The 16,514-nt window shown below is 52.8% G+C and carries 6 protein-coding genes; all 6 read right to left on the minus strand.

Annotation, left to right across the window (positions count from 1 at the left end):
- Window positions 1–356: 356 nt before the first annotated feature.
- Window positions 357–1,706, minus strand: a complete 1,350-nt coding sequence (locus OOT43_RS16065) for a hypothetical protein (protein WP_266021604.1) — start codon at window positions 1,704–1,706, stop codon at window positions 357–359.
- Between the two features lie 516 nt (window positions 1,707–2,222).
- Window positions 2,223–3,095: a class I SAM-dependent methyltransferase gene (locus OOT43_RS16070; RefSeq protein ID WP_266021607.1), complete on the minus strand. Its 873-nt coding sequence runs from the start codon at window positions 3,093–3,095 to the stop codon at window positions 2,223–2,225.
- 90 nt (window positions 3,096–3,185) lie between these two features.
- A complete protein-coding gene (locus tag OOT43_RS16075) occupies window positions 3,186–7,904 on the minus strand; it encodes a glycoside hydrolase family 99-like domain-containing protein (RefSeq protein ID WP_266021609.1) in 4,719 nt (1,572 codons plus the stop codon).
- Window positions 7,905–8,202: 298 nt separating this feature from the next.
- Window positions 8,203–9,063, minus strand: a complete 861-nt coding sequence (locus tag OOT43_RS16080) for a transposase (RefSeq protein ID WP_266021611.1) — start codon at window positions 9,061–9,063, stop codon at window positions 8,203–8,205.
- Window positions 9,064–9,187: 124 nt separating this feature from the next.
- A complete protein-coding gene (locus tag OOT43_RS16085; protein WP_266021613.1) occupies window positions 9,188–10,867 on the minus strand; it encodes a hypothetical protein in 1,680 nt (559 codons plus the stop codon).
- A gap of 46 nt (window positions 10,868–10,913) precedes the next feature.
- Window positions 10,914–15,863: a rhamnan synthesis F family protein gene (locus OOT43_RS16090; RefSeq protein WP_266021615.1), complete on the minus strand. Its 4,950-nt coding sequence runs from the start codon at window positions 15,861–15,863 to the stop codon at window positions 10,914–10,916.
- Window positions 15,864–16,514: the final 651 nt, after the last annotated feature.

Below are 16,514 nucleotides of genomic sequence, written 5' to 3' on the forward strand. Positions count from 1 at the left end.
GGTATTGGTGCATAAGCAAACCAACGGCACCTGTGGGCCGCCGTATAGCTGCAACGGCTCCATTTCTCTTTCATACCCGCTGAACGTTTCTAATGGCTTAACCATTATTAGGGGAGCACGCGCAGGAGAGCGGTAAGATCAGCTATGCGATTCAACTGTTGGCCACCTTACACCTCTGCGTTGATCCAGATCGAACTCATGTGCACGAAGATGAGCACAAGTGGCGCAGTTCAGGTCACTTACCTCAGACGAACTTGAAGAGCCTTTCGATCACATCGGCGCTCATTTCGGATTCTAATACAAACCAACTTTTTGGTTGGATACTTAACCTTTGTGCGACCGTTTGAGTTTTCAAGTTATTCGCCGGTGAGATGACGGTACGGTTCGACCCCTTCGTCTCGCAGGAAGCGCAGTCCGGAATGAACTATCTCTCGCGTAGTTGCGTCATCAAGATAGAAAAAATGACGAATATGCTTAGCGGTAAGATCACTAATACTTACGTGCCGGAAGGCGTCATAATATATTTCAGCGACCCTGGCCTCCTGTTCAATACCAGAGACCAATCGCCGTCCAAGATTTTCCGTATATAAGTAAATGCTTGTGCCGAGAAATGCGAATCCCATATAGCTAACAAGGGGTCGTGAGCCATAATGTGATATGACGATCCAAGATATCACCGTCAAGGGTATTGGCAGGTAGCCATAGTGTATCTCCAATCCGGGTGTCCAATACTTATAACGCCCAGCAGCTATAAAGATGAGTAACAACAAAGTGGTAATCAGAGCGAGATAGGGTCCGGCAAGCGCTAATTCAAATGGAACTCTCTTGTTAAATGCGCTAATTAATTGAGATGTTAATATGCCGAGCGCCAGGACTAGCAGCAAACCATTAAATGCTGGATAAAATAATTTAAGAGCCTCAGGGATAACGATGGGATTCGGGTTGATCATTGTTAAAAAATGACCACCTATCGTCACTGAATGACTCACCCAATTAATTACGTCTACAGATGCGGCTCCGGAAGGATGCCAAGCAAAAATATTAGCTATTCCGCTTAGAATGGTGGCAAGCAATATGAGGAGGATTGGCGCATGTAAGCGCAAGCGAGTTGTTGGCCTTGTCAGGCAAAGGGTGGCAAACATGATGGTGCTGACGAGGAGGGATGGTATTACACCGTTCATACCGCAAAAAGACATACCGAAAAGGCATAAGGATGCAATTAGGGTGTTTAGGGAGGGTTTGTGGTAGGTCTTATTCAGTAAACAAAGCGCAAAGCCTAGAAAAAATAATGTGCTTGATATGAACTGGAATTGAAATCCCCACGATAAAGCCGCAAGCCCAGGATTTAACAACATAATTGGGATGGCAAAGTCCCCTAAGTTACTTCCCCTGTTATAAGAGCGTAGCGTCCTCAGGATCAAGTGAGATGCCGCGAAAATCAATAAGATGTTAGTGAGTTGAACAATCCTGAAGTCGAAATTGCTAAGACGTAGGGTTACTATATGATATAGCTTATTTAACGGGATTCTGTGGTCGGCGTGGGTAGCAAATAACCATTCCACCTCTCCGGCACTAATATCGACAGGCACATGTTGCAGCAAACTCCAATCATCGCTGAAAGGGAAGGGATTGCCATAAATACCTGTTATCCAGACAAGCATCCAGAGGCAGAAGATATTTAGTGCATTTTGCGTGAAATATGCCATATTTATGATGTCTAAGGAGTGATTCTTAGGCTCGACTAAATCCAAGGGCACATCTTAAGTACCGTCAGATGCTTACCACTCAGGTTATAAGGAGCCAAACAGACGTAAGCCGCGTTCCTGGTCTGGGGCGGAGTCATTCGGTCGAACTCGGGGGCGAGGCCATTCGGTTCGATGCGCTTCTCATAACTCGCAACACCTCCCCGAGGCTATGGCTCCGCCCCCACTTATTCGGACGCAGAACCCACTACACACCGCAGCCGGCGTGAGGTAGCCTGTACGCTTAATTCGGCCGGGCTAATATCCAGTTTGGCGTCGCGCCTCTTGGCGGCAAATGGAGCTTCTTTGATCTTCGGTAACCCAGGTGGTCTGGCATTGATGAGAATCTTTCATTTACGAGGGTTGTCGGGACCGTCCCCGTATTTCGAGGTGCCCAACGATGTTGGAAAAGTTTCGGCCCCCCCAGTTTCTGATAGAAAAAACTGTCCTAAAGTGTTGGCGAGGTCGTTCAGATGCGAATCAATTGCGTGGCTTTCTTGTTACAAAGACCTCGATATACTCTCCGTCAATACCTAAGGATCTATCTCTGGTTAGGTAGGTAGTCGTAACACCGCCCGACCATCTGCCAATTAAAGCTTCGAAATCATCTCCGTAGTCCCAGGTTACGAGCGCCTTACCATCTCCTACGGGACTTCCATGATAGACTGGATCATGGAGATATTCAATTTCTGAATTAACCGGTCGCGCCCGGGGACGGCTGACGGATAGATGTTTTTCCTTTGGAACGGTGAATACATGAGCCCCTCCAGGTTTCAACGCCCTCATAATCTCCTTGGCTGCAAGATGTGGGGAAAAAATGTGCTCGAATACATCTTGGGTTATGAATAGATCAAAGCTGTCGTCCGGAAATGTGAGGGCCTCTAGATCTTCGCAGCGGACTCCGTCAATAATTGAGCCCCTCTCCTCGGAGTCTAAATATTGAGAGAATGAGTAGGAATTGCAATATCGAGAGATGAAATCATTTGACGGAGATGATTCATGAATCTCCTGACGCTCCCAGCCTTCGAAGTGAGTGTCAAGGATGTATTGAATGTGACGTTGACGCGGAAGCGAAAGGCAATTAACGCAAACGTATTGATCCCTCAGCCAGTCGCCGTCTAACCTAAACTCCGTTTTCTGTCTACAACAGTGGCAATATCCATGATTACTGGCGTCGAGCAATTTTTTGAAATGGTCACGCTCTGATGAGATCAATGACAATTCTTCGAGGAGACGATTATGCTCATGGGAAAGCACACTAATCTCGGACCGCATTTGATCCCGCTCAGAGACGATTCGTCCGAGAATTGGCGTCTTTGAAGCGATTTTTTTCAAAAAATGGGGGTACTTCATTTGGGTGCCGTGTCTCGAATTATCTAATCGTCGGGTTTAGAGTCGTCAAGCACGTGAAGCCTCGGTGTGCGAATAAAACGGCCGGCTAGATCAATTTATGGTGGGATCGATATGTTTTTCGAACATATCAAGATAAAAATCCACGAGCCTTTCAATGCAGAAACGCTCTCCGGCCATGCGGGCCTGCTGCCTCGCGGAATTCATTCTTTGCTCGTCTTTTATTAATGCGCCTATGGCTTGCACCATCTCATCGATAAGCGCTTCCTCGTTATGGTTCCTGGAGACGACAAATCCAGGCATCTCTTCCTTGGCTATGCTCATTATATTTGGAATTTCTCCGATATCTGTTGCGACAACGGGAAGACCGCTCTGAAGGCATTCTAAAACGAAAAGAGGGAACGATTCTCCAGAATAAGTGCTAGGAAAAATACCAATGTCACATTCCTTTATGACTGGGCAGGGATTATCGAGGCGCCCCAGGAAGTACAAATAATCCTTATCAAGATTGGCGGATTTGATCGCTTCGAAATCAAGCCCATCGCCGATGAGCAATAATCGGTAGTCGCGTTCGATTTGGTGTCGCAATCGTCTTGTAGCCTCAATTGCCATCTGCCACCCTTTTTCGTAGACCGCGCGCGAAGCGATGACGAGAAGAACCGTGTCCTCGTTTGCATTAAGGCTTTTTCGAATATTGAGGTCCAAGCCGGCGTTTGGTGGACGTAAGGTAATTGCGTTGAATGACTTGGTAAAGTGCGCATGCCGCAGTCCGCGGATTTTTAGAGGTGCGGTGTTCTTGTTGGACAAATACAGCCATTCGTTTACATTTTTCCCAATGTATGCCATGAAATCCTTTGTTAGAAGTTTCTCGTCTACTGATTCGTAGCCGCCATGAAGGGAAGCAATATAAGGTTGCCTAACATCAACGCCGGTGTGAGAAAGGCAATATTCGACACCAAAGTTATGAGAATTGATAATTTGGATTCCGTACTGGCCCAAGAAATATTGAAAACAATGCTTGACGTCATCCCAATAGACGACAGGGATATCGTTGCGCAAGCGGTGGCGAAGCACTGGCGGATCGTCTGGAGAATTCTTTACCAGCGCGAGAAATGTAATATGATGCCCACGTGTGCGGAGTGTGTTTGCGATGTCGACAGGTACGATCTCCCCGCCTCCCACGGTGAAGCCGTAGCTTGCTATGCAGATGCGCATGCTTTCATGTTTGAATGCGTGGACATCTTGTAAACGCGCCATATCTATCGGTGAACTATCGGATGATTTCTGTTCAAATACTTTCTGAAGCGCCTCGATATGGTCTTGAGTGGCTTGCTTTGTTATCCCATATAGTTTGCGCAGGTCTTGAAGGATCATCTCATGTTCTAAAAGATGCCTGTCAGAGAAGAATGCCTTCCGCGACGTCCCCCCATGATTGATACGGAAATATGACTTGGCTTCCTTGCGGAAGGCGATTGAACCTCCGCGCGCAATCATGGCATAAAAATACCAGTCGCCAGCAAAAGTATATGAGGTCAGACGGTTCTTTTCGCTTTCTGTGAGAATTGGCTTTCGGAATACGGCGCCTGAAACATTCGGAATGATGTTCTTGACGGCGAAATCGCCGGAAAAAGCGCGATAGGCAGGAACAACATGGGAGTGGTCCCAATTTAGGTCATTCAGATCGTCGTAATAGTGCAGGAGGCCCGGGTCCGGCATGCCGTTCGTATCGATATAACTAATATCGCCGTATGCCAGAAGAACATCCTCTTGGTTGAATTCAGGAAGGATATTGGCGAGGAAATCGTGCGGGGCGTCGTCGTCACTTTCGGCTATCCAAATCAAATCCCCGCTCGCGTGTTCTAGTCCTTTTATCCATTGCTTGAACACGTTGCCAGAGTTGCTGGAATTTGTAAGGATGACATACCTTATGTTTGACTTTGATAGGATCTCGCGTGCGATTGTTATGCTGTTATCAGAAGAAGCGTCGTCAAGAAAGATGATTTCTTCTGGTTTCTGGCTCTGCTGAATAATAGATGTGAGTCTCCGTTCAAGAAACTCCGCGTGGTTGTAGTTCGGTACAATTACTGTTATGCGTGGCTTGTTGTCGGCGCAGGCGTTTAATGCCTTTTTTGTCGCCTCGAGGTATCCAAAGCCATATTTGGTATCGGGTTCTAGATATGTGCCTTCGCCCCATTCATTCCACGCATTGATAAAGGTGAGTTTTTCATTGTCAGCCAATTTCGGGTTTGCGGAAGTGGCTTTACAGGCTGTCAGCAGCCATTGTGAATAACTGGTCAGGGAAAAATTTCGAAAGACAGTCGCACGCTTGCCGCGTCTGCCCGTGTTGTCCCATCCAAGCGTGATGCCGGGGAAGAGCTTATAGTCCGTAGCCAAACTGTCACAGAAAAGGTGCGCAGTATTGTCATAATCAACGATAGATCCTTCGAAGCCTTGCAGGAGGCTGGGTGTTTGACCGTTAATCGAGGGCAAAGGGTTGGGTGAATGAGGGGGGAACTGTACCGCGGCATCGAAATGGAAGTCCCGTGGGTCCATTTGACCAAAAGTCTGTGCGGAAACCAGGTAAAGTCCGGGCCAGCCAAGTTCCATTGCTCGCCTTCGCCATAGGTCCTGAATACGCGTGATCTCGGGAATGATTCCGGGTCTATAGACTATGAGTAAGGGTCTTCCATCGATTTTTATATATCTGTCGTCGCAGAAATATTCGTTGACATAATTGAGAAAATCTAGTGCGTCTTTTTCGCTATGCCGTTGTGCGATCAGTATCTCGTCATCAAGCCCGTCCCAGCGGCGGGTCCAGTTCTCGTTTGCCCAGCATAGGCAAAACGGTTGGCTGATCTGGGTGTTGGCAAGCATGTTACGTAAAGGCTTTTCAAGTAATGTCTTGCCTGCAAACCAGTAAAAATAAAAACAGAAGCCGTAGACGCCTGCTTTCTTCGCGAGCTTGACTTGTTCTTCATAAACGCAGACATCATCCAGATTATAATAGCCAAGATGCAATGGAACGCGGGGCTGATTGTGCCCCTCAAACAGAGGGGCACCCCTCCGGCTATTGGTCCATTCGGTAAATCCTTTTCCCCACCATTCGTCATTCTCGGGAATGGCATGGAACTGGGGAAGGTAAAATGCAATAGCCTTGACTGGACTATGGGCGACGGGCTCAGCGGAAAGGTCAAAATAATACTTCTCTGGAAGTTCTAGCGACGTGGCGTCCCCACTGTGTGCCGGTGCGGCGCAGTGGTCGCCGTGATCTTTAGGGGGTTGCGGTGGCTTTACGTCGGTCAACTTGAGCCGATGTTTCACAGTTTCGCTTACATGGCTCGGGATTATTATTTTTATCGGTGGTGGCACATAGCGCCAGAAGTAAGGAAATGCTGCGCTAACCGCGCGGCTGAACTGTCCTGTGCCAAGCCACCAGCTCAGCATTAGTGCGCGGCGGGTATTCCGTAGAAGCCATCTCAAGGGGCTCGAGATGGCGCGGAGCGGTGCGGTAACGCGCCAGCTGGTGGATCTGTAGAGGGCTGTGAGCAGCGTTTCACGCTGAGCCATTGCTTGCTGAAGGGCCACGATTTGGCTGTCACGTTCGGAAATGATCTGGTTGAGCGTGGATAAGTGGACGACCTCTGATCGGCATTCCTCAAACACCTTCTGAGCCTCTATGAGATCTGTTCCAACCTTTTCAAGTTCGAGCTCGCGCGCGCCTATTTGCCGCCATGCAGCCTCTGTGTCTGTGAGAAGGCGGCTGACGTCGGACCGGAGCCTGTCCAGATCGCCGACACCCGCATCAAGTCTGGAGGTCGCGGAAACGATGACGTCACGGTGGCTGTTGTCGAGATCGGCTAGGCGCCCTTCGAGTGCGGCAAAGGACGGACCGATGGTGGCGAGTATCTGATCTATTTGGGTTTTCAGTTGCGTGAATGGGGATTCTGGCGGCGTGGCGTCGCGGCGAGCAAGTTCGGCCTCGACCGCCCTCAGGCGATTTACCGTGGCCAACAGATGCCTTGCGACATCCGCGCTGAAGAGACTGCGGTTCTTCTCGATAAGCTTGTCGTAGCCGGTGATATGCAAGAGGGGCGCATGACCGGTTTGAGCAAAATGATCGTAGAAATTTTGATGATCCCTGCTCCACTGGTTGTACTGGGCGGTCACGCGAGGCAGGTGGTAGAAAGGATAGCGGGCGCCGACGCGCAGCAGGAGATCCCAGTCCTCATAAATGTCAAACTGGGGATCGAATCCTCCGACCTCAAGTAGCACTTGGCGATCAAAAAGCAGGGTGTTCAGGGGAATATAGTTGCCGCAGAGTAATTCAGCGAGGTTGAAGTCTCTGGAGCCAAATACTTGGCGATTGACGATTTCAAATTCGCCTGACTCTACATTGTAAACCTGCCAGCACAACTCGGCGTCCGAGTAGCAGACCCGGTGCTCGATGTGCTCGAGGCAGGAGGACAAAAGCTCGATATGCTCGGGCAAGAACCGATCGTCATCATCGAGAAAACATAGATATCGCCCCGTTGCTGTTTGCAGGCCTGTATTGGCAGCTTTGGCACGGCCTTGGTTCTGCTCGAGTTGAACTAGGACAAGTTTGACATCACCTGCGTGCTCTTTGAGAGCTTCCTCGGATAACGCCCATCCGCCGTCGTTGACGACAATCACCTCCAGCGGTCTGTGGGTTTGCTCGCGTACACTTCGCACCGCATCTGCGAGGCGTTTGGGGCGGTCTTTCGTCCGGATCACTACTGAGACCAGGGGGCTCTCAGGGCTCAAGTGGGCCTGTTCAACGAGAATATTATTCATTTCACTGTCAAAGATGGGATGTTAATACATACATCAAATATGAATGCGGCTTTCTTGCGATACTCTTGTCAGCCAATGAGCAATGGCCGCTCAATCAGGTCTCTATTCCAAGGTGGCCTTGGGTATGTCCAGGAAAGCGTCTGCATACTCACTTATGTTTCATTATTTTCGGATCAAATTCCGGTAAGCGTCTAACAAAAAGTCAGATGGTATTATAATCCGAAGCCTGCACCGATGTGGTCGATGGCCTGTTCAAGTTCGTCGGGAGTGAAAGACCTGAACGGCAGCCACTCGTACTTCATCTTTTCCACAGGAGTTCATTCCGGTTCAATTCGGGGCTGTAAGGCGGCAGGAAGCAAAACCGCAGGCCTTTGTCCTTCAACAGTTGCCAATACGGTGCCAGCGCCTTCGCGGTGTGATATGGATGCGTCACCACCGGCGGCTTCTGGATCCGTTCGATCAGCGCCATGAGGAAGCCGAACACCCAGAGGCCATTCACGCTCTGCCACAACCTGGCGAACGCGAAGCCACCGGAGGACAGCAAGGCACCGATCAGGTTGAGCCGTGGCGACCGCTCTTCGGCGCCACGGCATGTCGTTCGCCCACTGGACTGCAGGCCGAGCGGTTGGGCGGCTGCAGGGCAAACCCCGCTTCGTCCACGTAGGCCAGCTCGAATTCCCCCGCCTGGGCCTGTTGGATCAAGCCGGCGATCTCGGCCCGGGTTCGCTCGAACCGCTCCGGGTCCCGTTTTTTTCAGGCTGTAGCGCGTGCGCTTCCACACATACCCCAGGCCCTTCAGCTCCGTGCGCAGCGTGGTGCGGCCAATGACCACCCCATAGTCGCGCTCCAGCCGGGTCAGCAATTCCCGCGATGACAGCGCTTCCTGCTCGCCCCCCTGTCCCAACTGACGGCGGTGCGTGTCCGTCAGCTTGCTCGGGGCACCACTACGAGGCCGGTCCGGCAAACTCGCCAACCCGTATTTCCGCCACTTACGCCGCCTTTCCCGTACCGCTTCGCAACACAGCCCTTGCCCCGCCACCACCCGCACGCTTTCTCCGTCAGCAAACCGCAAGATCGTTTCCGCTCCATCCTGTTTCCACCAATCCAATCCTTTCTTACAGATCGCCTCCAAACTCGCACGCTCGTTCGCCTCCGACACGATCGGTCCTACTCGTGGCATCACGCTCCCCTTGCCGTGCCCAAGTGGCCTTCAGTCGATCGCAAAGAGATTTGTCGCGATTTGGCTTCCACGCTCTCTGCCGGTATCGATAAGAGTGATAGGCTTAAGCGATAAGGCATGCAGTTCCAGCTCCTTCGTTTGCTGCAAACGCCAATACTGAAGCTGGCAAATTGCCTCTGGTATAACCGAGCCATCCGCTGCGACGATCAGTTGTAATAATTCCCGGAACGTCTATCCGGGTCCAACCAGGCGATGCCCAGCCGACGATGCGACCGTTGTTGTCCGCCAATGCTATCCGGTCAGGCCGTCTCTTACTGTCCTTTAGCCAAGCCCATCCTATAATTCGTTGAGCGCCCCGTTCGTCTGGAAGTTGCTCAATCGAATCAACGTGGCCCACACAACGCGAGGATCGAACAACCCGGTATCTTGAAGATACGCGCATTCCAGTGCTGTAGGTATTGTCATGGAATACGGAAAGGTGCCTTGCCTCCAGCAGGTTAATTGCAGCCGTTACGTCGGACTGGATTGTTGGACTCCAGGATCTCATAGGTATATCGTCGATATGTAACGCTATGGCAATGGCATTGGACTTAAGGCGTGCCGAACTGTCTTCAAACCATTCCATATTACGGGTTGGTGTCATAGATATGATGGTTAGAATGACCAAGAAAAGAATGCTGGTAGCGATTTTCGACAGTGTCCCTGTGGGAGTGTTCCGAGGATTACTCCCGACTCGAAATGCAATCACACTAGCTAGCGCCAAGGCGGAAATCGTAGAATATCTTGAAATTAAAGCATGCTCTAAACCGAAGTTAATTCGTGAACCGGCCGCTGCTGCTGCGGATAGACAGCAGAAGATCATGATCGCAGCTAATGCAAGATAACCCCGAGAAAGCATCCTGAGAGACGTCGCCGCTCGATTCACGGACGAAGTGATCAAGGTGGAAATCATCCCCCCTGCAGCCGCAGAAATTGCTACGCCATGCGCACCCAACAGTGAGCCCAATAAGGCGAGAGAAAATGCGATGAAGTCTAAGAAATGCTCCCTCAGCGTAATGGCAGGGGAGGCATGGTGCTCGGGTGGTGCATAATCATGAAAATACCATGAGAAAACGAGGGTAGCAGCAATAATCCAAACCAATAGACGTATGCTGATGCGTCGTTCGACGGCTATCAAAATCATTACTCCCAGTGGCCAGACGAGTAGTCCTGAGGCTAATCCAAATGCAGCTAATAATCCTGTCGACATGGCGCCTGGGAGCAGGTAAGGATCGCATTTCTTTTGTCCAGCTTGAGCTAGTATTGCGAAGGTAAGGGCGACAAATAAATTTGAGAGTATGTTTCCTATCGTAAAAGGCCAAAAAAAGATTTCCAGCTGCGGCTGGGAAAAAAGAATGCCAAATACCAGCGAGTAAACAAGGATTTTTTCGCTCTTGGAAGTTCGCTTTGGCGTGGTTGCTAGCCGGCCAATGGTGACAGCCAACATTGCCGTGGCAAAAACAGCAACGTAAAAATGGAAAAGGTTGCGCCCCCCAAAAAGCCATATATCCACCAAATCAATGAGATGTGTTAACGGCACTCGGTGCTCATTGTGCTGCTGAAAAATATTGGTGATCGTTAGGCCGGTTCCGTTGCTTAGCATGATGGCTGTCTTCCAGCCATCCTCCCAAGGGATTTCTGGTAGAAGGTGCAGAGCAATAGCCAAAGTGTTAATGACTATGTCAGCGGCAATTGTGACGGCAGTCAGCGATGACAAAGCTAAGATAACTGGCATAGCGACCATGGCATGGTTGTTACCAAGAGATTCTGAGTCAATACAGCCGTGTGGATCAACTGACGAGGCCGCGTCCGCAATAGTGATCGTCGAGAACTAACGACCTGATGATTTCATCCTCGGAGGGGGCTGAGCGGTCTACGAAGGCGGCATAAATATCGCTCGCTTGCTCTGTCGGGATCGTAAAGTCGTCCAGAAGTTGATTACGGATGGCGATTGCATCCGTTACGAAATTCATCGCTCCCCGCCTTATCTCAGCGCGCAAAGGACGTGTCGCGAGTTCTTCGTTACACAGAGAGCGTTGTTCAGCGATTAGTTGGCCTGCGGTGTCCAAGTTGTAGCGGATGACCTGAGGGTCATCTGCACTGAGTAGTTTCTCCAATTGAAAACTCATACGGTATACGGCTGAAGTATCCGATTTCCAGTCGGCATGGTGAGCGTAGCAGCCCTGAGCGATCACTCCATGGTGGGTCGAGACATTAGCTGCATTTCTATCCGTAGCAAGGTAATAACCATGAATTTTATTGTCCAAAAGGTTATTGAGCCGATCCTGGATGGTAGCTGAATAGCCGATGTCTACGACGGCAGACCTGGTCGGCTGATCGAGCCTCATACTCGTCAGATAGGCCAATAAGCCTGGCCGTTCCTTCCGTGCCTGCGAGAGGATATTCCTTTTGAGATTTCGTAACACTGGGGCGAGTTCAGTGATGTCACCGTCGGTGATAGATAGTGGCTTATCATAAGGCCAGAGCCGGTTTAACTTGCGTAGTTCGTGATCAGTAAATTCGAGTCCGTACCGTTCGCTTAGAAACGCCGTAATTTTGTTCGGAAAGTAGGTTTTCCTGGCAATGTCTTCGATGTCGGCACGGCTCCAGATCGCGGGGACGGTTACGGAGCGACGAGATAACACGAGGTAATGGGATGACGGCGTCAGGGATGGTAAGCGCGCCGTCCATCGGTCGTAAACCATCTTCAGAAACTGTCCTTCGCGTGAAAGGAAATAGAACCGTTGGATTTGATCTTCTGCGGCCTTTCTCGTCAGCCATTGCGCGAATGCCAAGGCAACTGGCCCCAGTACTCCGTAGCCGATCCCATAGGGCGTCGCGGGAATAAGGCATTGCGGGTCGAATCGGGAAAAGAACAGAGGGCGGAATTGGGTTTGCACCACCAGCCCTAACGCGATTTCCTTGTGTAAATCCTTGGCAGCCTGAGTTTCGTCGATCAGTCTACGGGTGCGAGGCAGGGCGCGTGCCAGTTCGATCGGGCGCAAGATGTGCCAGGATTTCAGGCCGAGATCACTGGGGATTTGCAGATCGGAATGTTCGTTGTCGCCGACGATCAGGAGGTTTTTGGGTTTGATGCCTTCCTGCACGATGATTTGACGATAGGTATCACCCGTATCCTTGCGCCGGCCAGTGTCGGAGGATAGGTACAGGGCGTGCCAGCCGTCGATGCCGTTGTCTTTGAGCATCGACTCTATCGTAGGGCGTGGCAGGTGCATGTCGCTCGCCAGAATCACACGCTTGCCACGGGCCAAAGCGTGGCGCAGGCATTCGACGGTGTCCGGTCGCGGCGTTACCGAGCCGTATTCCACCGTTTCCTCCAATCGCCGCAATTCCGCAACGGAATCGCGCGGCAGTTCCGAGATCACGGCTAGTTGTTCGAAGATTTCATCCAGACCCACGTCGCGGCCGGCTTTCGTCCGGGCGATGTGTTCTGCCTGGGCGCGGAACTTGAGGTAGGTGTTGCCGGTCTCCGGATTCGTACGGCGGGCGACGATGGTTTTCGTGCTCTCCGGATTCAACAGCGGCCGCACCAGCAAGGTGTCGAAAATATCGAAAATGACTGCGTGCACATCCGCCGCAGTGATTGCAGCGCGCAAATCCTCAGGGCGTCGTCCCAAATATTGGTCGAATCGCCAGGGTGACCAGCTCGGGGTTGCGTCATCGGCCAGGATGGCGCTGTCAAATCCGGATTGGTGGGCGGCCAGGGCGATGACGCGCTCCAGGCAGTGGGCGAGTGTGCCATCGGTCTGACCAGCTTCCTCGGCGAAGTCGTCCAGGGTGATGCCAGCCGCAAACAGCGGTCCCAGGACTTCGCGGCGTGCCCAGAACATGGTGCCGGCGGGAAACGAAAAATACCCGTCGGGAATGGAGCCGATGCCGAGTTTGCGGCACCAGTACTGGCCTAGGGGCCGGTTGGCCAGCCAAGTGTTGGCGAAATAGGGAAGGTTATGGAAGTTCTGTGGGTAAACCAGGCCGGCGGCGGGGTGTCCGTCACCGCTGAGCAGAGCAAAAATCCGCCGGATGTGATCGCTGCTTCCGAACAAGGCGTGCAACAGGTATTCGCGCCAACCATCGGTTGCGCCGTTGTTGTAAAGGGATTTCTTGCTATGGATATGGGCGATGAAGTCGTAACGCCGCAGTGCATCCCCGAAGGCGCAGAACATGGGAGCGATGTCCCGGCCCCGGTTCTGTACCACCTCAATGGTTATCTGGTTCAATTGCGGCAGCGTGGTCAGCACCTTGCGGCAGCGTGAAGCGTCGGCAGAGGAGGCTACCGAGACGAACAGATCGAAGCGGAACGGGATCTGGGCCAGGTGATGCGCGATCTCAGGAGCCAGATCGGAATAATAAATGTGGGCATGGACAGCGACCCGGCCAGGTGAGGTTGTATGTAGCGGCGCTACAGTGCGGATATCGACTAAACCGTCACGGTATTGGCTGTCCTCATGGGTTGGTATCCATTCGACCGGAAGGGTTGGTCTCTGCCGCCAGCGTTCATAGTCGTCGAATCCGGCAAACAGTGTTCCGAAATGGCGGTAGGACAAATCCACCAGCCGGGCAGCGGAACCTTCCGGCAGCGAGCGGTAAACTACACGTCCCAGCGGACGCAGCTGGCGTCGCAGGGAATCCCAAGCCTCTTGGTATCGCCCCCGCAGCAGGCGTGAGCCGAAGCGCAAGGGCGCGGTTGTCCTCCATGACATTGAATGGAGCAGCGAAATCAGATGGGCTTGCAGTTGCTGGGCCCATTCCGTGGTCGCAGCCAAGTCGCTTTGGGTTTGCCGATGGATCGCGGCGAGGTTTTCGCATGATTGCCGAAGCTGGGTCCGTTCGTTGTCCAGCGTGGCCATTCGCAGGCGCAAATGTTTGAGTTCGGCGTTGCAGTCGGCGAGTTCGTTTCTCTGTGTGGCCAATTCGTTTTCGCAACGGGAGAGTTCATTTTTCTGGGCCGCCAATTCGCTCTCGCGGTCAGCGAGCTCGTTTTTTTGAGTCGCCAATTCGCTCTTGAGATCCGCGAGCTCGTTTTTCTGGGAGGCCAATTTGCTCTCGCGATCGGCGAGTTCGTTTTCCGTCTCGGCCAGTTTGGTGCGCAGGGGCATCAGTTCCGTAATCTGCCAGCGGAGTTGTTCCATGTCGTGATCTTTTTCGGCAAGGGTTTGCCGGAGTGGCGTCAGTTCGCCGTTTTGCTGCTCGATGTGGGTTTCGAGCCCATGAGCCCACTGAGCGGCTTGCTCCCATTGGGTATCCCGATATAGCAGGGCTTCTGCCCACTGTTTCCCGCTCCAACGGCTTTTCCATTTCTCGAAGACCGCTGCCGTGGTCCGATTCAGCACCTCGGGATCCAGCCTCTCGCCAAAGCCGGATTCGCCCCGATTGCGATAGCAGGCACTGATTTTGTCGACATGAATGAAACGGGTGTGTTCCGCAATCTGCAGCCAAAAATCCCAGTCTTCCAGACAGTCCAGTGTTTCGTCGAAACGGCACCCTTGATCGACCAAGGAGCGGTGGAAAAGGGCGGCGTGGATCGGAATAAAATTGCGCCCGCGCAGCTTTTCATACAGATACGGCTGGTTGAACGTAGTCTCGCCGGTAAGTTGGTCTTCCGTATAGAACTCCACTTTTACTCCGGCATAGGCACAACGGGATTCATTGTCCGTATTCAGCGTCCTGACAAGATTCGAGATATGGTCGGCAAAAAACAGGTCGTCATCGTCCAGGAAAATGAGATAGTCGCCCTGGGCATGTTCCAGCCCGATATTGGCGGCCCGGCTGCGTGACAGCGGCACATTCGAGGGAATGAAACGAAGCGGGAAGCGGCCGCACCACGGAGCCAGCGGCGCATGGCCGTCCCCTTTGGCGTCGACCACGATGACTTCAATGCGAGGGTAGGTCTGCAGCGCAACCGAGTCCAGGGCATCCTTGAGTTGCGCTCTGTCCATGCTGCGGATGATGACCGAGATCAAAGGAGTAGCCGCCATATCGCAGGTCTCACCCCGCACGGCCAGACGGTCCTTGCGAGTCAGCATGCCCGGAATGCCGTTTCTCAGTTCTTCCGCGGACAGGATCAGATAGGCCTCCGCCGCCTGAACGGCTCGAGGCAAGGTATAGGTGCGGAAACGGTTGAGCGCCGCGATCTGCTCGCCGTAATCCTGCTGTGCCAGTTGGCTGGAGAAACAGGCCACGGCTGCGGCCTTGCGCTCGGTCAGGTCCGTGATGTCCAGAAGGGCGTTGGGTTGCAATGGCACACCGACCTCATACAGCGCCAGACGGATCGGCCGGGCGCAGCGGCGCACTGCTTCGGTGACTGCCAGCGCTGTCACGCGGTGGTCGGGATGGATTTCCCACCAGGAAGGTGCGTAGACGAGTTCTGCCGCGCATCCTTCTATAGCGGCGAGAATGCGTTGAGTCAGCTGTTCGCCGTATTCCAGCCCCCGGTCGGGCAGGTTCCAGAATTCAGGTGTCCCGTATCCGAGGATTGCCCCAGCCTCCGTACTCTCCCGCTGGCGTGTCCGAGCGTACTCTTCCGAATCGGCGGGAGAGCCGTAGGCGCCGTCGGAGATTATGACGACGCGAACCGGATCGCCGGAGGAAACATGGCGCATGATGGCTCCCCCGCAGCCGAACACTTCGTCGTCCGGGTGCGGCGCGAAAACGATGGCCGGGCCTGGCCCGACGGAAGAAATCGCAGCATAGGGGAGAAAGTCTTGTTCGCAGGATTGCATGAACGGACGGACGGATAGATTTCAGGATTAGATTTCTGCAGCGAGGATCATCTGGCCTTCCGATCTTGGCCGCCGGTTTGGCGGCATTCCCGCCGCAACTCAAGCAAATGCTAGCACCTCGGACGGCGCGTTAAAATTGGGGTTCGAGCCTAAGAGTGTGAAAACAATTGAATCTCAGCCCGTTGGGCAATTTCGCTTGGAAGGTACGGGGTGGCACGTACGTCGCCGTCCATTCGCGGGCATGGCTGTCGTCTCTATTATAAGGTGACCAGCCTGAGCCGGGAGAGCGCCCTTGTAGCCGACGGAGCGCCGATGGGGTCGCCGCCGGTCGGGTGTGCGGGTGGGGCACGCCAGGCGGACGGGCTCTTCGGTAGGCCACGAAGAACGTGGACAATCTGGTGGATCGGCGAGCGTTTGTTCGCGATCTGCGAGCACTGCGGCGGTCATGTGCGGAAATGCTGTTCCGCATATCTCGTTTTTACAACAAAACAGTCATAGTTTAGCTACAAAAAAGCTTGACACCGTGCGCGACGCGGCTTAGCTTATCCCCCGCATGGAGCTGCGGGAATGCGTGGGCCTCTGTCGCGTTTGGCAAAAGGCGGCGGACCGTTCATAATTCCCCGAGGACGTCCTGGACGTCTGGCTTGGCCC

It is taken from the genome of Methylococcus mesophilus (assembly GCF_026247885.1).
Lineage (GTDB): Bacteria > Pseudomonadota > Gammaproteobacteria > Methylococcales > Methylococcaceae > Methylococcus > Methylococcus mesophilus.